Source organism: Bacillus spizizenii TU-B-10 (assembly GCF_000227465.1).
Lineage (GTDB): Bacteria > Bacillota > Bacilli > Bacillales > Bacillaceae > Bacillus > Bacillus spizizenii.
Genome location: NC_016047.1, coordinates 3,158,063 through 3,176,034, shown reverse-complemented (window position 1 = coordinate 3,176,034; position 17,972 = coordinate 3,158,063). Strand labels below are relative to the sequence as shown.

Below are 17,972 nucleotides of genomic sequence, written 5' to 3'. Positions count from 1 at the left end.
TATCGTACCATTCTTTTGAGTTTACGAGAAGGTTAAATTTAGAAGATTCCTCAGTTTTTTCTGAGAATCAGCTTGCTTTGGCATAAGAATCTTTCCGGAATTTCTGCATGATCCAAAGCATGCAGGCGCCGGCGAAAAAGAGAAACGCTGTGACATAAAAGGCGGCTGAAATTGTAAAATGGCTCGATATGATTCCGCCCAGAAGAGGCCCGAGCACGTTTCCTAAAAAGCGAAAGCTGACATTGTAGCCGAGTACTTCTCCTTGAATGCTGCCGGGAGCCTGAACGCGGATCGCTGCCGTGATGCATGGCAGCAAACCGCCCATCGCCATTCCGAATAAAAATCTGAAAACAAGGAGCACGTTGAGTGAGGACGCGAGCGCCTGTGGAATAAAAAAGAAAGAGGCGGCAAGTAAAAGTCCGATTAAAATGCGGCGGTGGCCGTAGCGGTCGCCCAGATCACCCCATTTTCTAGCCAGCAGCAAACTTCCGAGTCCAGTTGCTGAAAATGCCATGCCGGAGAAAAAGGCCAGGTTGACAGGTCCGTGCAGCTCATTTACATATAAAGCGAGCAGCGGCTGGATACTGAAATTGCCTGTTTGAATCAGCATGGTTAACAGCATCATGACCCAAAGCGCCGGCTGGTGAAAAATATAGGAGAGCACTTCTTTTCTCGTGTAAGACGTACGTTTGGCTGTCTTCTCTGCAAGGGGTTTTTCTTTGACACCGAATAACACGAGAAGAACAGATAAGAAAATCACAAAGGATGTGATAAAAAAGGTATACGTAAAGCCGAAATTATCAGCAAGCATGCCTCCCAAAAGCGGGCCGAATAAGCTTCCGGACACTTGCCCCATTTGCAGCGTGCCGAGTGTTTTACCGGCTGAGCTCTTCGGAGTCTGTGCCGAAATCATCGCAAGAGATGTCGGGATGAATCCGGTTACAAGCCCCATTGCCATACGCAGAAAAAACAATTGGTACACCGATGTAACAAAGCCCATTAATAAAATGCTGAGGGCTATGCCCGTTCCGGTTGCCATAAGAATTTTCTTGTATCCGCGTTTGTCTCCGAACCGCCCCCAAAACGGGGATACCAAAAACGCCATGAGAAATGTAATGCCGAACACATAGCCGCTCCACCTTTGCACAAAGCCGTTTGAAAAAGTGCTGAGCGTCTCAATATATAAGGAGAGAAAAGGAACGATCATCGTTGTGCTGGCAGAGACAAAAAAGTTGGCCAGCCACACAATGACAAAGTTTTTCTTACGGATAGAAATAACATCACCTTCTTATTATTTCGGGTTCCTTACTAATTATAAAGAAACGATTCACAATTTAAAAGAAACAAAGCGGCTGGGAAAATTCATTATTTTTAGAAAATGAAGAAAGGTCGAGAAGGGAAATAGATATACTATAAAGATAGCATTTTCTGATCGGAGGAAAGGCAGGTGTAAAAAGGTGACGACAAACAGCTTACTCATTATTGATTTCGAATTTACGATGCCCGAAGGAAAGTACAGCCCGCAAAACTTTTTCCCGGAAATCATTGAAGCAGGAATTGTAAAGTCGGTTGATGATGAAGTAGTTGAGACGTTTTCTAGCTATATCAAACCGAAAAAATTCCCGAAGCTGACGAAACGCTGTAAATCATTTTTAAAAATAACACAAAAGCAGGTAGACGAGGGGATGAGGTTCGAAGATTTTATCCGTAAACTAAACGAGCTTGATCCTGAGAAAAACAGCACGATTATTACGTGGGGAAACATGGACATGAAAGTTCTGAAGCAAAATTGTATGTTTAACCATATTCCTTTCCCATTTAAAGGAGAAATGAGAGATTTATCGCTTGAATACAAAAACTTTTTTGGAGACCGCACACTCACGGGTTTATGGAAAGCTGCCGAAGAGTATGGAGATACCGGAACCGGCACCCATCATAAAGCGCTTGATGACGCCCTCACTGCTTATAAGCTTTTTAAGCTTGTCGAGCAGGATAAGCAGTATCTCGAAAAGCCAAAACCTCCGACAATCGGCGAAAGAATCGATTTATCCGAACTGTTCAAGCGCGCAACATAAAAAACCCAATCTTTTGTCAGACTGGGCTATGGCCGGTTAAAATATTCTTGTTCTAAAACGTCCAGATTATTCAGGGAGCGCTTTGCCCACTCCGAACCATCCTCATTCAATTTGGCTCTCAGTTGTGCTGCCGCCTCCCGAAGAGACTCGGTATAATCCGGCACTTCACCGTCATAAGGCTTCACCATATGATGGGGGATATTGGTCTGTTCGCCGTATGCGAGCGCTTTTCTCTCATGAAAAAAAGGCACATCAGCCTGTTTTGGATGATGAAGGTCTCCTTGAGTGGGATGGGTGAGAACCGCTTTGATTTTCACTAAATAATGCTGTGGCCTGCAAGCAGTAATTTCTCCTATGTATACACCTGTTTTGTAAAATCCTTTAACGATAGAGCCAGTTTCAAACGTGCTCATCTTTCATCACCTCGCATTTATTCTATAAAAGTTCCAATCGATTTGCTAGTGAGGAAGATCAGCGGGAAGCTTAATTGTCACCGTGGTGCCTCTTTGGAAGCTGCTGTTAAAAGAAATGGTCCCGTGATGATGTTCAATAATTGAAAAGGTCACAGTAAGCCCGAGTCCCGTTCCGTTCGTTTTTAATGAGTAATAAGGTTCGCCGAGTTTTTGCATTTGATTGTCTGTCATGCCGACTCCATTATCTGAGATGTTAATCGTAATCGTATGGCCGCTTCTTTTGGCAGATATGTGGATCAACCCCTTCCCGTGGGGAACGGCTTCAATGCTGTTTTTCATCAGGTTGATGACAGCCTGCTTCAGCTTTGTTGCATCTCCGTATATAAAAAGGTCCGGCTCTGCTTCAGCCTCGACGGTTACAGACTTGTAATTGGCATACGACACCATAAGGGAGCTTGTCTCTTTGATAAGAGCTGATAAATCAAAGACCTCTTTTTCGTACAATTGCTGTTTGGCCATATCGAGATAGTTTGTAATAATGTCTTGCGCCCGATCAAGCTCTGACAGTACAAGCTTTTTGTAATCCGCACTCGACTTGTTCTGAAGGGTTTCGTCATTAAAAAGCAGCTGGACAAACCCGCGGACAACTGTCAGTGGATTCCTGACTTCATGAGCGACGCTCGCTGCCAGTTCACTCACAATCGTCATTTTTTCTGAATGGATAAGCTGTGAACGCAGGGCGATATTTTCGGCGATGCTTTCTATAATATAGATGCTTAAAAGAAGAACGCTGGAGCGGAACAGCCCTGAGACAGCTGCCTCACAAAGTAAAATTCCTGATTTTTGAAAATTTAAAATATTCAAGGCAGAAAAAATCCAGCTGGAGGCGAAAAATAAGAAGATCTCCAAGCAGCTGATCAACAAAGACAGCAGCAGTTTTTTCGCTTTGGACATGAATGGCCATTTTTTCTGAAATAAGATTGGGATGATGATAAGAAAAGGCAGCAAAGTGAAAACAAACATTGCGGAAGGTTCGTAAAACAGCAGTTCAAAACATAAGACAGCTGCGGCGACTGTAAGGCCGGAAGCAGTACTAATGTAAAATAAACAAATGATAACGGGAATCATCTGAAGGCCGTATTGTATGTAGTCCATTTCATGAATAGGGAATATAATGCATAAAACAGAGGCGCCGCAGGCGAATAACGTGACCAACCCGCTGTTTATTTTGGGCACAAGGATCGCCGGCTTTCCAAGCCAAAACACTTGGTAGAGAAGAATAGGAAACAAAATAAAGCAGATATGCAGGAGATAGTCTTTTAGAATTTCCATTCGTGTGAAATCCTTTCGTATAAAATATGAATCTATTATAACACTAAATATTAGAAGTAAAATATAAAATTCCTTTATAAAGAACGCCTTTACGAATGTAGACGTAAAGGCGTTTAACAGGCTATATTTTACGCTAAGGCTGCTTTGATGCGGCGCAGGCCGTCCTGCAAGGTTGCGAGAGAGCATCCCGCGTTCAGGCGCATAAATCCTTCTCCGCCAGGCCCGTATTTCGTTCCGGGCTCTAAAATAACTTTTCCTTTTTTCAGCATCCTTTGCTGAAGCTCCGCGTCGGACAAGCCGTAAGCGCTGAAGTCGAGCCAGATCAGGTAAGATGCGTCCGGCTTCATCATTTTGACTTTCGGCAGCTCGGTGCTCAAAAAGGCTTCAGCTTCGTTCATGTTTTTCTCAAGGTAAGAGATCAATTCATCGAGCCATGGTCCGCCTTTTGAGTAAGCAGCTTCGATCGCTGTGACGGCAAATGCGTTCAGTCCACCTAAACCATTGCGCTGCAGGCTTGCGGAAAACTTGGCGCGCTTCAGCCGGTCCGGAATAATGATGGCCGACGCCTGCAATCCGGCGATATTAAATGTTTTGCTTGGTGCAGCACATGTCACAGATATCTCCGCGAAATCGTCAGAGAGAGAAGCGAACGGCGTGTGTTTATGTCCGTACAGCATGAGGTCGGAATGGATTTCATCCGACACAACTGTAACCCCATGCTCAAGACACAATTCGCCGAGCTTCAGTAAATCTTCCCGTCCCCATGAACGTCCTGAAGGGTTATGAGGATTGCATAAAATAAACAATTTGACGCTTGGATCACTAAGCTTCGTCTCCAAATCTTCAAAATCCATTGCATACGTGCCGTCTTTTTTTTGCAGCGGATTATGTAAAATGCGCCGGCCGTTTTTCTCAATCATATGGTAAAAAGGTGTATAAACAGGAGGCTGGACAACCACTTGGTCTTCAGGCTCTGTAAAAGCTTGTACCGCCATGCCCAAAGCTGTGACAACGCCCGGGCTGAATGTGATGCTTTCTGGGTTCACCTTCCAGCCGTGCCTGTTTTGCATCCATCCGCACACAGCATCCTTCGTTTTTTGATCTGGAGCCGTATAACCGAAAATCCCGTGGTCAAGGCGCACTTTTAATGCTTCAGTTATCGCTTCCGGCGCGCGAAAATCCATATCCGCCACCCACATCGGGAGTGCGTCTGTCACGCCGAATAATTCGCCTGCTTTGTCCCATTTGACCGATTGGGTGCCAAGGCGTTCTTCTCGTTTATCAAAGTTCATTCTGTTACCCCCTCATGTATGTTTATTCTTCTTAACGTAACTATGATAAAATTGAACTGCAAATTTTATTATAAGCGGTGATAAATATGGAAGAAAGTCAAGCGGTCAGGGAAATGATCAAGATCATTGCCAAATGGGACCCGTTTAAATATGGAGAAGAGTTTTACGAAACGGAGGCTGTTGATGTCGTGCAGGCTGTCTATGATGAAGACGATCCCGACGTGCTGGCAAAAAGCATTCAGCATATATTTGAAGCTTCTTTTGAACAAACGCTGCCGATTGACAGTTGCCGGGAAGTGGCTGGCCAGCTTTTATTCATTAAAGACAGCAGCTCCTGCACGCCTTAAAAAACCGGTTCAGCACCGGTTTTTTTGTTATTTGATAAACTCTGCAATGTGTTCGGAAACGAATTCAGGCCGTTCCTCAGGCACCAGATGTCCAGTCTGACCTAGTGAGTACAGCACGGAATCGGGCAAATCTCCGTGCAGCCGTTTACCAATCTCCACAGGGACGATTCGGTCCTCCTCGCCCCAAATCAATAAAGCAGGCTTGTTCATTTTCTTTAATTGCTCGGGTTCTAAATCTCCTTCTCTATGACGGATAAACCTTGTCATGGCTTTGAAAATCTGCTCGTCTTGAAACGGCCTGCCATAGCCGTCAATCATTTCTTCATCGATCAGCGATTTGTCATGCACAACATTTAATAAATTTTTCATCACGCCTTCTTTCGAAAGCCAGCGCTTGATATAAAGATGAAAATACGGGAGGTGGGTCCCAAAAATGATCGATGGGTGCGAACGTTTTAAATACCCTGAACTGCAAAGCAGCACAACCTTTGAAAAAAGCTCCGGCTTTTGGAGAGCAGCGGCCAGCGAAATCTGTCCGCCCATAGAATGGCCGACAAGCGCAGCCTGCTTGACTTGCAAGTGTTCCAAAATCCCAATGACAAGCTTAGCGAGGTTTTGATAGGTATAGATAAAAGTTCTTGATTTTTCAGATTGGCCGAAAGGAGGCAGATCAAGCGCGATGATGTCGTACCTGTCCCGAAGGAGAGGGATGACTTTTCTGAAGCTGAAAGCAGACGATAAAAAACCATGTATGCAAACCAGCGTGTGCCTGCCCGGATTTTGATAATGTTCGTAGTATACATTTACGCCATCGACTGTAAGCCGCCTTGTTGGTGAAACCGCCTCCATTCTATGTCACTCCCTTTCATGTGATGTCTGTATTGTGCCCTGAAATTGTCAATTCTAGCGGAAGTTTCTCCTCGTTTTTTCTTAGCATTCGTCAAAAAACGTGATATAATGTCATGAGATTTCTTGACATTGCAAAGGTGTGAATCGAATGAAATTGACAGAAAAAGAAACAGAAATATTAGAAATTTTAGACGAAAACAGTCGCGCCGATTTAGAAACAATCGCAAAGATGGCGGGTATCCCTGTAAATGAAGTACAAACAATTATTGACAAGCTGGAAAAAGAAAAGGTTATCATCGATTATTCCGCTATGATTGACTGGCGAAAAGTCGACGGACATGAAGGCGTCACAGCCATGATTGACGTTAAAGTAACGCCGAAGCGGGGAGTCGGTTTTGATGAAGTGGCGGAACGGATTTACCGGTTCCAAGAGGTTGAATCAGTTTACCTGATGTCAGGCGTGTACGATTTGTCTGTTGTGATTCGCGGCAATTCGATGTCTGACGTAGCGCGTTTTGTTTCAGATAAACTATCCACGCTTGATTCAGTTGTATCTACGACAACCCATTTTATCCTGAAAAAATACAAGCATGACGGCAAAGTGTTTGAAACAGGAGACGACGACAAAAGAATCGTGGTGTCACCGTAAATGACTTCGTATTTATCTGACTATGTACAACAAATAAAGCCGTCCGGCATCCGCAAATTCTTTGATTTGGCGGCAACGATGGAAGGCGTCATTTCTTTAGGCGTCGGCGAACCTGATTTTGTTACCGCATGGAATGTCCGCGAAGCAAGCATTCTCTCCCTTGAACAAGGATATACGTCATACACTGCAAATGCCGGCTTATACTCATTGCGAGAAGAAATCAGCCGTTATTTGAGCAGCAGGTTTGACCTTAGCTATTCGCCAGACAATGAACTGATTGTGACAGTAGGAGCAAGTCAGGCTTTGGATATTGCGATCCGCGCCATTGTGAATCCAGGTGAGGAAGTCATCATTCCTGAGCCGTGTTTTGTGGCGTACGATGCGCTTGTTTCCTTGGCAGGAGGCATCCCGGTTCACGTTCATACAACGGCAGACAAAGGATTTAAAGCAACGGCTGCGGATTTTGAAGCGGCAGTCACTGAAAAAACAAAAGCCATTCTCATCTGCTCGCCATCGAATCCGACAGGTTCGGTTTATTCGAAGGAAGAGCTGAATGAGATTGCTGAGTTTGCCAAAAAACATGATGTCATCGTCTTAGCCGACGAGATCTACGCGGAGCTGACATATGATGAGGAATTTACAAGCATAGCGGCTTTACCGGGAATGAAGGAACGGACGGTTGTCATCTCAGGCTTTTCAAAAGCGTTTGCGATGACGGGCTGGAGGCTCGGTTTTGCCGCAGCACCACCTGTGCTTCGGGATGCAATGCTTAAAATTCACCAGTATGCGATGATGTGCGCGCCGGCAATGGCGCAGTTTGCCGCCCTTGAAGGCTTGAAGAACGGCATGGAAGACGTAGAAAAAATGAAAAAAAGCTACCGAAGAAGACGGAATTTGTTTGTGGAAACGCTCAATGAAATCGGCCTCAGCTGTCATCATCCGGGCGGCGCTTTCTATGCTTTTCCATCCATCAAAAGCACGGGAATGAGCTCGGAGCAGTTTGCCGAAGAGCTTCTGACGCAGGAAAAAGTGGCTGTTGTTCCGGGAAGTGTGTTTGGTCCGAGCGGTGAAGGGTATATCCGCTGTTCATACGCAACCTCGATCGAACAGCTTCAAGAAGCGTTAGTCAGAATGAAACGCTTCCTGCATAAAACAACATAAAAAAAGATACGAACCTTTTGTTCGCATCCAATAAAAGGGGGGAATACTAGAAAGCCTTTGGTATTTTCAGTTTACCCCCTTTTTGCTGTGCATAAACCTGATTTTTTAATAAAAAGTTTTCTTTGCGGAAATAAGACATGTGTGATATAATTTTAAATTGCGTATAAACAGATATTTAATTTAACTTAGGAGTTGTTATGAATGGCAGCAAAATTTGAAGTGGGCAGTGTTTACACTGGTAAAGTTACAGGATTACAAGCGTATGGTGCGTTTGTTGCATTAGATGAAGAAACTCAAGGTTTAGTACACATTTCTGAAGTGACTCACGGTTTCGTAAAAGATATCAACGAGCACCTTTCAGTTGGCGACGAAGTACAAGTAAAAGTACTTGCTGTTGATGAAGAAAAAGGAAAAATCAGCCTTTCAATTCGTGCGACACAAGCTGCGCCTGAGAAAAAAGAAAGCAAACCAAGAAAACCTAAAGCTGCGCAAGTAAGCGAAGAAGCTTCTACACCACAAGGTTTCAACACATTAAAAGATAAGCTTGAAGAGTGGATCGAAATGTCCAACCGCAAAGACCTTATCAAAAAATAAGCATGAAAAAAGCACCGGGCAGGAATGTCCGGTGCTTTTGTTTCTTTTTTCAGCGTGATTGAAAACCTTTGAAGTCTAGGAAGGGCGAGCATTGGAGCACAGCGAATGTACAATTCGTGAGCACCGACGCACAGACCTGACAACGAATGCGAAGGTTTGTCAACTCGCTGAAGCACCGGACAGGAATGTTCGGTGCTTTTTTATCCTATCGCATTTCAGGATTTGCTGCCTCTTCACGTGATCTTTCCTCGTTTGGTTTAAACAGCAGACCGAGGTTGATTAAGCCGGCGATTCCGACAAGTCCGTAAATGATGCGGGAAAGGGCTGACCCTTGGCCGCCGAAGATGGCCGCTACTAAGTCAAATTGGAAAAATCCGATCAGTCCCCAGTTAATAGCGCCAATGATCGTTAAAACAAGACAAATTCTTTGGATGGTACTCATGTTTTGCAACCTCCTCCATGAATTATTAAAACAGTTATAGATTGTGACATATTGGAGAATCTATACATGCATTCTCCATATTGAGGGAAACCGGTCTGCCCTCACTTATATCAATTTCTTTCCCAGCATCTTGCCATATAAAACCATGCCATATGTTGGCCGGTGAGAGCTGATTGCTTTACATGTAGTGAGGACATTCTGCATAATAAAAAATCTAAGGAGGAGATGTCATGCAAAACTTTACATACTGGAATCCGACCAAATTAATTTTCGGGCGCGGAGAAGTGGAAAGACTGCCAGAGGAACTCAAACCGTACGGGAAAAACGTATTGCTTGTCTACGGAGGCGGAAGCATTAAACGCAGCGGTCTGTATGACCAAGTGATTGAACAGCTGAATAAAGCCGGAGTGACCGTGCATGAATTAGCAGGTGTAGAACCGAATCCGCGTGTGTCGACTGTTAATAAGGGTGTTGCCATCTGCAAAGAACATAACATTGATTTCTTGCTGGCTGTCGGCGGCGGAAGTGTCATCGACTGTACAAAAGCGATTGCCGCAGGAGCGAAGTATGATGGTGATGCGTGGGATATCGTCACGAAAAAACATCAGCCGAAGGATGCTTTGCCATTCGGAACCGTATTGACTCTTGCTGCAACTGGTTCTGAAATGAACTCAGGCTCGGTTATTACAAACTGGGAAACAAAAGAAAAATACGGCTGGGGCAGCCCGCTCGTATTCCCTAAATTCTCGATTCTTGATCCGGTGAATACGTTCACCGTTCCTAAAAATCACACGATCTATGGTATGGTTGACATGATGAGCCACGTATTCGAACAATACTTCCATCATGTATCAAACACGCCGTATCAGGACCGTATGTGTGAATCACTTCTGCGCACAGTCATTGAAACAGCGCCTAAGCTGATCAATGATCTCGAAAATTACGAATTGCGTGAGACGATCCTGTACACAGGAACAATTGCATTAAACGGCATGCTTTCTATGGGTGCAAGAGGGGATTGGGCAACTCATAATATTGAACATGCAGTATCAGCCGTTTATGATATTCCTCATGCTGGCGGACTGGCGATTCTGTTCCCGAACTGGATGAGACACACATTGTCTGAAAACCCTGCCCGCATGAAACAGCTTGCAGTTCGCGTGTTTGGAGTAGAAGAAGCTGGTAAAACAGATGAGGAAATCGCACTTGAAGGTATCGATAAGCTGTCTGCGTTCTGGACAAGCCTTGGCGCTCCGAATCGTCTTGCTAATTATGATATCAATGATGAGCAGCTTGACACAATTGCTGACAAGGCTATGGCGAACGGTACATTCGGCCAATTTAAATCGCTCAACAAAGAAGATGTGCTTGCCATTTTGAAAGCATCTCTATAAAAAAAGGGGAAACAGCCGTTTGGCTGCTTCCCTTTTTCTTTTTGCCTGCTTATGTTACAATGGAAAATCTGTTTTTTTACCAGCATTATTTGGAGGTTTTACAATGGAAAATTTCACTTATTATAATCCGACGAAGTTAATCTTCGGAAAAGGTCAGATTGAACATTTAAGAAAAGAATTAAAACAATACGGCAAGAAGGTGCTGCTTGTCTACGGAGGCGGCAGCATTAAACGCAACGGTCTCTATGATCAAGTTACAGGCATTTTAAAAGAAGAAGGCGCTGTTGTTCATGAGCTGTCAGGTGTAGAGCCGAACCCGCGTCTTGCAACAGTGGAAAAAGGCATAGCCCTATGCAGAGAGCATGACATTGATTTTCTGCTTGCTGTCGGCGGTGGAAGTGTCATTGACTGCACAAAAGCGATTGCTGCCGGCGTCAAATACGACGGCGACGCTTGGGATATTTTCAGCAAAAAAGTAACAGCAGAAGATGCGCTGCCGTTCGGCACTGTTTTAACTCTTGCTGCGACAGGTTCTGAAATGAACCCTGATTCCGTAATTACAAACTGGGAAACAAACGAGAAATATGTTTGGGGCAGCAATGTGACTCATCCGCGTTTCTCGATTTTAGATCCTGAAAATACGTTCACTGTTCCAGAAAATCAAACAGTATACGGCATGGTTGACATGATGAGCCACGTATTTGAACAATACTTCCATAATGTTGAAAATACGCCGCTTCAGGATAGAATGTGTTTTGCGGTTCTGCAGACGGTCATCGAAACAGCTCCTAAGCTTCTTGAAGACCTGGAAAACTACGAACATCGTGAAACGATTTTGTATGCAGGTACAATCGCTTTAAACGGCACGCTCCAAATGGGCTACTTCGGCGACTGGGCTTCTCATACAATGGAACACGCTGTTTCAGCTGTGTATGATATTCCGCATGCGGGCGGACTTGCGATTCTGTTCCCGAACTGGATGAGATACACGCTTGATACAAATGTCGGCCGCTTTAAAAACCTCATGCTCAACATGTTTGACATTGATACTGAAGGCAAAACAGATAAAGAAATTGCGCTTGAAGGCATCGATAAGCTGTCTGCATTCTGGACAAGCCTCGGCGCGCCTTCCCGACTTGCCGATTACAATATCGGAGAAGAAAAGCTTGAGCTGATTGCTGATATCGCAGCCAAAGAAATGGAACACGGCGGCTTCGGCAACTTCCAAAAACTGAACAAAGATGACGTGCTCGCCATCCTTCGCGCGTCTCTATAAACCCAGAGGGCGGAATACAGTCATTCCGCCCTTTCTTCTTGACTTGATTTCACAGATAAGTTCATATAAAGTGAAAGATGAAAACATTATACCGTTATGGAGGGACAAGCAATGACGCATGTACGCTTTGACTACTCAAAAGCGTTGACTTTCTTCAACGAACATGAACTTACATACTTGCGGGACTTTGTAAAAACAGCACACCATAATATTCATGAAAAAACAGGCGCGGGCAGCGATTTTCTAGGCTGGGTGGACCTCCCTGAACATTATGATAAAGAAGAATTCGCGCGCATTAAAAAAAGCGCGGAAAAAATCAGATCTGATTCTGATGTATTGCTTGTTGTCGGCATCGGCGGTTCTTACCTTGGGGCGCGGGCTGCGATTGAAGCGCTTAATCACGCGTTTTACAACACTTTGCCAAAAGCAAAACGCGGCAATCCGCAAGTTATTTTCATCGGAAACAACATCAGTTCATCTTATATGAGAGATGTCATGGATCTTCTTGAAGATGTTGACTTCTCTATTAATGTGATTTCTAAATCAGGTACGACAACTGAACCTGCAATCGCTTTCCGTATTTTCCGCAAGCTTCTTGAAGAGAAATACGGCAAAGAAGAAGCGAAAGCGCGGATTTACGCGACAACTGATAAAGAGCGCGGCGCATTAAAAACGCTATCTAACGAAGAAGGCTTCGAATCATTTGTCATTCCTGATGATGTCGGCGGCCGTTATTCTGTATTAACAGCTGTAGGCCTCTTGCCGATTGCTGTCAGCGGCGTCAACATTGACGACATGATGAAAGGCGCACTGGATGCGAGCAAGGATTTTGCAACATCTGAATTGGAAGAAAACCCTGCATACCAATATGCGGTCGTTCGCAATGTGCTTTATAATAAGGGCAAAACAATCGAAATGCTCATCAACTACGAACCAGCCCTTCAATACTTTGCAGAATGGTGGAAGCAGCTGTTCGGAGAAAGTGAAGGGAAAGATGAGAAGGGCATTTATCCTTCTTCAGCTAACTATTCAACAGACCTTCATTCATTAGGCCAGTATGTACAAGAAGGCCGCAGAGATTTATTCGAAACGGTACTGAATGTAGAGAAACCTAAACATGAGCTGACAATCGAGGAAGCGGATAACGATCTTGACGGCTTAAACTATTTAGCCGGAAAAACGGTAGATTTCGTTAACAAGAAAGCGTTCCAGGGCACGATGCTTGCTCATACAGACGGAAATGTTCCGAACTTAATCGTCAACATTCCTGAGCTGAATGCATATACTTTTGGATACCTTGTATACTTCTTCGAAAAAGCCTGCGCGATGAGCGGTTATCTCCTTGGCGTCAATCCGTTTGACCAGCCTGGAGTAGAGGCATATAAAGTCAATATGTTTGCATTGCTTGGCAAACCTGGCTTTGAAGAGAAAAAAGCTGAGCTTGAAAAACGTCTGGAAGATTAATGTGAGAAAGCTGACTGGCATTTGCCGGTCGGCTTTTTATAAAATCAGAAAGGTGCTGATGTTCATGAAACAAATGGTTAAACATCTCATCATTGCCGGTTTTTCTGCGGCTGTTCTAAGTATCCTCATCTCCTTCGATGCCGTGTATACAGAGTTTTCTTCAAACTTTGGCGGCACGTTATCACACTTCTTCATCCACGCCTTTCTTCTTATTGGTTTGCCGCTTGCGCTTTTTACCGATGCGGTACACCGGATGATGCAGTTAAAACGATCTCATACTCTTTTCACTAAATTAGGACTCTATGCCGCAGTTGTTTATGTTTCATGGGAATCTGCTGCAGGGCTTGCAGCGGCAATGGCTGTTTACTTTTTAATTGAATGCGCTTTCTTTTCTGTTAGCCGCACCAAAGAAACAACGATTTCCATGTAGTGCGCCTCTGAATGAAGTCTTGTTCGGCAGGACAGGATAAGTGAAAAAGGGGCATTTTGATGATACCAATACCTTCCGCGATAGATGGGCAGTCTTTTCTGCTTCAAGAATTGGAACAAGTAATGAAGCCGCTCGGTTATGTGATAAACGGCGGTTGGGAATACGATCACGGCTACTTTGATTATAAAATTGATGATACAAATGGCTATTTGTTTTTAAGGATTCCAGTCAATGCGGTACAGGGCAGTCTCGATGAACGCGGGGCGGCCGTTCGGATCGGAACGCCGTTTATGCTGAGGCAGGTGTTTCAGGCGGATCTTGACGATTATGCCGAGGGAGGTCCTTTCCAATCACTCTTTAATCAATTTTCCGAGCCGGAAAGGCGCGACGCGGAAATTGATCCGGCGTATTTGGATATCGGCGCCTCCCTTGTGAAAGAATTGGAGGATGTTCTGCTGCATTAGATCGCAAGAAATTGGTCTGTTTCGAGCACCTTGTATGTAAGAGGAGGGGAAATCATCGGCCCTTCCTCTTTTTGTACGCCGATAATTGTCGTGTTGTGATCAAGGAAATAGAGGACACACGTTTTGTAAGCGGCTCCCCTTAGATCGTCAGGAACAGGAAGAAGCTTCACATGCTGATCAAGTGTCAAATTGATTCCATTCTGCTGTTTAGACGGCCGTAATTTGATTTGGTAATGCTGCAGCATCGCCCGGCTGATAAATTCTGAAGTTCCGATGATTTGATTAGCGCCTGCCCGCTCTGCATTGGTGACAAACCGGTCAGTCAAAATCTCAACGATGCAGTAAGCAAGGGGATTAAGCCCTTTAACTGATAAAAGAATCAGCACTGACAGCATATCTGCTTCAGTTTCACTTTTATACTGATCGGCTGTAATCATCACTGATTCCGCTTCAGTAATATTGGCCCGTTTCAGTGTCTCATCATCGGCTGCGTGCCCGCGTATGAAATGGACGTTTTCGATAAGCGGGCCTTCTTTTAAAGATTCATCGATCAGTACAACCGTTTTGGAAGGGGCCGTAAACTGCAGGTCCTTCAGAAGCCGGTTTGTTTTTTCATTCCACCCGATCAGAATGATGTGGCCGCGCCCTTTGTAAGCAACTTTTCCTTCGATGTAACGGTGCTGTCTGCTGAATGCGGCCGCTGATAACGTGGCGAAATATGCAGTGACAAAGCTTGCCCCGCTCAAAATCAGCAGTATTCCGGCCGCCTGTCCCAGCGGCGTGTGCGGCACATAATCTCCATAGCCGACTGTCGAAACGGTAACGACAGCCCACCAAATGCCCTCAAAAACCGAAGTGAACTGCTTCGGCTCAAGAATATAAATGATTTGGCCAAACAAAAGAATCAGAAATAAAATAATAACCCCGATTCGGATAAATAACGGCCATTTGAGCCATGAAATAAATATCCGATTTGATTTCATTCTTTTTCTCCTTCTTCAGATAATGAGATGGATAAAATCTGTTTAATAATCGTATTTAATTTCTCGTTTAGCTTTTCCTGGCCGTACATATCTCGGGCCTGCTTCATTAAATCGGCTGTATCATCATCAAGCTGAATAAGCGGCTCATCGATTTCCGATTCATTATAAAGCTGAATAAATGCGTCCAGACCTTCATTCATTCGGTCGATTGCTGTGCTCAGCTGTTCCTTTTCCTCACTCGTCACTTTCATGGCTTCCATCACACCCGTGCTTTTTTCTAACAGTATGTCCCACTTCCGGTGATGTTTTTCAAAAAATGAACAAAACATATAAAACGGATTTCTCCATAAACTAAAACAAAAAGGATGAAAAAAGATGACGATCATTCAAAGAACGATCGTGGTTTTGATCGGTACGCAGCTGGCGGCATCCGCGGTGATTTTGTTTATTTTCGATTTGAATTCATATAATCACTTTTCCGGCAGCTTCTCCTGGCTTCGCTTTCTGAAAGAGCTTGTCGGCAGCTTTGCCTTTTATTTGTTTTCAGCAGGCCTGCTCTTTCTGCTGATTGGAATGTGTGCTCCGAGCCGGAAGAAGAAGCGCTTTTCTGTACACGAGAAAGAAAACTCATTAAAATAATTGTAATAAAGAAAGATTTGATTATGGAAAAAGGATGATGAAAAATGCTGTTTATATTTTTAACAATAGCCGCATTGGGATTGTCGTTTTGGGCACAATTTAAAGTGAAGAGCAACTTTGAAAAATATTCAAAAGTGGAAGCCTCAAGCGGACGTACAGGGGCAGAAACGGCAAGACGGATTTTAGATATAAACGGTCTTTACGACGTGCCGGTCGAACCGGTAAGAGGCACTTTAACAGACCATTACGACCCGACAAGACGGGTGGTGCGTTTATCTGAGCCGGTCTATTATGGCCGCTCAATTTCCGCCATCTCCGTAGCTTCCCATGAAGTCGGACATGCCTTGCAGCATCAGGAGTCATACGGTGCGCTTGTGCTGAGACATAAAATCTTCCCAGTCGTGAATTTTGCATCCGGTGTAGCTCCTATGCTTTTCTTAGGAGGTATGCTTCTCGGCAGCCTGAATTTGATCGGGCTTGGCATCATTCTATTTTCAGCCGCTGTCTTTTTCCAGCTGATTACATTGCCTGTCGAATTCAATGCAAGTTCACGCGCGAAGCAAATTATTGTGTCAGAAGGATTCATCCGGAACAATGAAGAGAATGGGGTAAATAAAGTGCTGAGCGCCGCCGCTTTAACGTATGTGGCCGCCGCCCTGGTTTCCCTGTTTGAACTTCTGCGCTTTGTGATGATCTTCTTAAACGGTCGTAATGAGAATTAACGTTAAGGAGGTGGCCCCTTACCATTTATGGTAAGGGTTTATTTTTGCTTATTTTACAATTGATCGCCATTTTTGTTTTGATCGGCATTACGGCTGTTTTCGTTGCAGCGGAATTTGCAATCGTCAAAATCAGAGGTTCAAAAATCAATCAGCTCATCGAAAGCGGTGACAGCCGGGCGCTTGCCGCACATAAAATCATCTCCAATCTTGACGAGTATTTATCAGCCTGCCAGCTCGGGATTACGATTACAGCCCTCGGCCTTGGATGGCTTGGTGAACCGACATTTGAACGCATTCTTCATCCCTTATTTACAGCGACAGGCATACCGGAACCGTTTAACCACATTGTCACATTTGTAATTGCATTTATCATCGTCACTTTTTTGCATGTGGTAATGGGTGAGCTTGCCCCGAAAACGGTTTCCATTCAAAAGGCTGAAGCTGTCAGTTTATGGATTGCAAAGCCGCTGATCTGGTTTTATAAAATCACGTATCCGTTTATTAAAGCATTGAACGGCTCTGCAAGTTTTCTTGTGAAATTGTTTGGCTTTCATTCAGTGAAGGAGCATGAGGTTGTCATAAGCGAGGAGGAACTGAGGCTGATCCTTTCAGAAAGCTATGAAAAGGGAGAAATCAATCAGTCTGAATTCCGCTATGTGAATAAGATTTTTGAATTCGACAACCGTGTAGCAAGAGAGATTATGATTCCGCGGACAGAAATTGCGGTCATCTCTCTGGAGCAGTCGCTTGAAGAAGCGATTCATCACATCATTAATGAACGGTATACACGTTACCCTGTCATTAAAGAAGACAAAGATCATATTTTAGGGATCATCAACAGCAAAGATATGTTTAAAGCTTATTTTCTCGGACAGCCGATTAAGCTGAAGCAGATTATGAGGCCTGTCATCAGAGTCATTGAAAGCATCCCTGTTCAGCAGCTTTTGATTCGCATGCAGAAGGAGCGGATTCACATGGCCATTCTCGTAGATGAATACGGGGGAACGGCGGGGCTTGTCACTGTCGAGGATATTATCGAGGAAATCGTCGGGGAAATCCGCGATGAATATGATCAGGATGAAACGCCGCATATTTTGAAAAAAGGCGAGCATCATTATGTAATGGATGGAAAAGCGTTAATAGACGAAGTAAACGATCTGTTCGACATTGCGATTGAAAACGAAGAAATTGATACGATTGCAGGCTGGCTTCTGACGCAAAAAATGGAGCTGAAAGCAGGAGATGTGATACACGCGGAGGGGTGTGAATTTAAAATCCTCGACGCCGAAGATCATCACATCCGTTTTGTAGAAATTAAAAAAACCGACTTTTTATAAAAAGCAGCCGGAGATTAAACGGCTGTTTTTTTTTATGACGGCTGGCGGTTTTCAGAAAAAGCAATGCTGTAAAGCCTTTTTTCTACATAAGATATATAGACCACACACT

Annotated in this window: 22 protein-coding genes; 14 read left to right on the top strand and 8 right to left on the bottom strand. The window is 44.3% G+C overall.

Features of this window, described 5'->3' with window-relative positions:
- Positions 1-67: 67 nt before the first annotated feature.
- On the bottom strand, positions 68-1,276 hold the full coding sequence (locus GYO_RS37945; RefSeq protein ID WP_222593570.1) for a multidrug efflux MFS transporter: 1,209 nt from the start codon (positions 1,274-1,276) through the stop codon (positions 68-70).
- Here GYO_RS37945 and GYO_RS44170 point away from each other — a divergent pair.
- On the top strand, positions 1,179-1,382 hold the full coding sequence (locus tag GYO_RS44170) for a hypothetical protein (protein ID WP_041521190.1): 204 nt from the start codon (positions 1,179-1,181) through the stop codon (positions 1,380-1,382). The two genes, GYO_RS37945 and GYO_RS44170, sit on opposite strands and share 98 nt — an antisense overlap.
- 75 nt (positions 1,383-1,457) lie before the next feature.
- Positions 1,458-2,075 carry a 3'-5' exonuclease KapD gene (gene kapD, locus GYO_RS37935; protein ID WP_014114965.1) on the top strand — a complete coding sequence of 206 codons (618 nt, stop codon included), beginning with the start codon at positions 1,458-1,460 and terminating at the stop codon, positions 2,073-2,075.
- Between the two features lie 26 nt (positions 2,076-2,101).
- Here the strand turns inward: kapD and kapB are convergent, their stop codons facing one another.
- From kapB to patB, 3 genes are all read right to left on the bottom strand, one after another.
- The gene (kapB, locus tag GYO_RS37930; RefSeq protein ID WP_014114964.1) at positions 2,102-2,488 is read right to left on the bottom strand and encodes a kinase-associated lipoprotein KapB; all 387 of its coding nucleotides are present in this window, start codon (positions 2,486-2,488) and stop codon (positions 2,102-2,104) included.
- 45 nt (positions 2,489-2,533) lie between these two features.
- Positions 2,534-3,820: a sporulation sensor histidine kinase KinB gene (gene kinB / locus GYO_RS37925; RefSeq protein ID WP_014114963.1), complete on the bottom strand. Its 1,287-nt coding sequence runs from the start codon at positions 3,818-3,820 to the stop codon at positions 2,534-2,536.
- A gap of 128 nt (positions 3,821-3,948) precedes the next feature.
- Positions 3,949-5,112 (bottom strand): cystathionine beta-lyase PatB, encoded by a 1,164-nt coding sequence (gene patB, locus GYO_RS37920; RefSeq protein WP_014114962.1) that lies wholly within the window; start codon positions 5,110-5,112, stop codon positions 3,949-3,951.
- Positions 5,113-5,198: 86 nt separating this feature from the next.
- Between patB and GYO_RS37915 the strand changes: the two genes are divergently transcribed.
- Complete coding sequence (locus GYO_RS37915; protein ID WP_014114961.1) at positions 5,199-5,459, top strand: YugE family protein; 261 nt, start codon at positions 5,199-5,201, stop codon at positions 5,457-5,459.
- Positions 5,460-5,486: 27 nt separating this feature from the next.
- Here the strand turns inward: GYO_RS37915 and GYO_RS37910 are convergent, their stop codons facing one another.
- Positions 5,487-6,308 carry an alpha/beta fold hydrolase gene (locus tag GYO_RS37910; protein ID WP_014114960.1) on the bottom strand — a complete coding sequence of 274 codons (822 nt, stop codon included), beginning with the start codon at positions 6,306-6,308 and terminating at the stop codon, positions 5,487-5,489.
- Positions 6,309-6,456: 148 nt separating this feature from the next.
- On the opposite strand from GYO_RS37910, the gene GYO_RS37905 reads away from it, so the two are divergent.
- From GYO_RS37905 to yugI, 3 genes are all read left to right on the top strand, one after another.
- Positions 6,457-6,957 carry an Lrp/AsnC family transcriptional regulator gene (locus GYO_RS37905; protein ID WP_003220765.1) on the top strand — a complete coding sequence of 167 codons (501 nt, stop codon included), beginning with the start codon at positions 6,457-6,459 and terminating at the stop codon, positions 6,955-6,957.
- Positions 6,958-8,118 carry an aminotransferase gene (locus GYO_RS37900; protein ID WP_014114958.1) on the top strand — a complete coding sequence of 387 codons (1,161 nt, stop codon included), beginning with the start codon at positions 6,958-6,960 and terminating at the stop codon, positions 8,116-8,118.
- Between the two features lie 201 nt (positions 8,119-8,319).
- A complete protein-coding gene (gene yugI, locus GYO_RS37895) occupies positions 8,320-8,712 on the top strand; it encodes a S1 domain-containing post-transcriptional regulator GSP13 (protein WP_003228864.1) in 393 nt (130 codons plus the stop codon).
- A 205-nt stretch (positions 8,713-8,917) separates the two neighbouring features.
- Here yugI and GYO_RS37890 read toward each other — a convergent pair whose 3' ends face one another.
- Positions 8,918-9,154: a DUF378 domain-containing protein gene (locus GYO_RS37890; RefSeq protein ID WP_003220771.1), complete on the bottom strand. Its 237-nt coding sequence runs from the start codon at positions 9,152-9,154 to the stop codon at positions 8,918-8,920.
- A 230-nt stretch (positions 9,155-9,384) separates the two neighbouring features.
- Between GYO_RS37890 and GYO_RS37885 the strand changes: the two genes are divergently transcribed.
- The 5 genes from GYO_RS37885 to GYO_RS37865 all read left to right on the top strand — a co-directional run bounded on the left by GYO_RS37885 (position 9,385) and on the right by GYO_RS37865 (position 14,182).
- A complete protein-coding gene (locus tag GYO_RS37885; RefSeq protein WP_014114957.1) occupies positions 9,385-10,548 on the top strand; it encodes an iron-containing alcohol dehydrogenase in 1,164 nt (387 codons plus the stop codon).
- Between the two features lie 103 nt (positions 10,549-10,651).
- Positions 10,652-11,824 carry an iron-containing alcohol dehydrogenase gene (locus tag GYO_RS37880; RefSeq protein WP_014114956.1) on the top strand — a complete coding sequence of 391 codons (1,173 nt, stop codon included), beginning with the start codon at positions 10,652-10,654 and terminating at the stop codon, positions 11,822-11,824.
- Between the two features lie 111 nt (positions 11,825-11,935).
- A complete protein-coding gene (locus GYO_RS37875) occupies positions 11,936-13,288 on the top strand; it encodes a glucose-6-phosphate isomerase (protein ID WP_014114955.1) in 1,353 nt (450 codons plus the stop codon).
- Between the two features lie 58 nt (positions 13,289-13,346).
- On the top strand, positions 13,347-13,718 hold the full coding sequence (locus GYO_RS37870; RefSeq protein WP_072566771.1) for a hypothetical protein: 372 nt from the start codon (positions 13,347-13,349) through the stop codon (positions 13,716-13,718).
- A gap of 59 nt (positions 13,719-13,777) precedes the next feature.
- Positions 13,778-14,182: a YugN-like family protein gene (locus GYO_RS37865; RefSeq protein WP_014114953.1), complete on the top strand. Its 405-nt coding sequence runs from the start codon at positions 13,778-13,780 to the stop codon at positions 14,180-14,182.
- Here the strand turns inward: GYO_RS37865 and kbfO are convergent.
- Positions 14,179-15,165 carry a potassium channel protein KbfO gene (gene kbfO / locus GYO_RS37860; protein WP_014114952.1) on the bottom strand — a complete coding sequence of 329 codons (987 nt, stop codon included), beginning with the start codon at positions 15,163-15,165 and terminating at the stop codon, positions 14,179-14,181. The genes GYO_RS37865 and kbfO overlap by 4 nt on opposite strands.
- Entirely contained in the window at positions 15,162-15,494 is a 333-nt protein-coding gene (gene mstX, locus GYO_RS37855) for a biofilm formation protein MstX (protein WP_014114951.1), read from the bottom strand. Before mstX ends, kbfO begins: the two co-directional genes overlap by 4 nt.
- A 46-nt stretch (positions 15,495-15,540) precedes the next feature.
- Between mstX and GYO_RS37850 the strand changes: the two genes are divergently transcribed.
- Genes GYO_RS37850 through GYO_RS37840 form a run of 3 tightly spaced genes read left to right on the top strand, consistent with a single transcriptional unit; the run spans position 15,541 to position 17,863 of the window.
- Positions 15,541-15,804, top strand: coding sequence for a YuzI family membrane protein (locus GYO_RS37850; RefSeq protein ID WP_014114950.1), 264 nt, complete (start codon positions 15,541-15,543; stop codon positions 15,802-15,804).
- 44 nt (positions 15,805-15,848) lie between these two features.
- Positions 15,849-16,526, top strand: coding sequence for a zinc metallopeptidase (locus GYO_RS37845; RefSeq protein ID WP_003220791.1), 678 nt, complete (start codon positions 15,849-15,851; stop codon positions 16,524-16,526).
- Positions 16,527-16,570: 44 nt separating this feature from the next.
- The gene (locus tag GYO_RS37840) at positions 16,571-17,863 is read left to right on the top strand and encodes a hemolysin family protein (RefSeq protein ID WP_014114949.1); all 1,293 of its coding nucleotides are present in this window, start codon (positions 16,571-16,573) and stop codon (positions 17,861-17,863) included.
- The last annotated feature ends 109 nt before the right edge of the window (positions 17,864-17,972 follow it).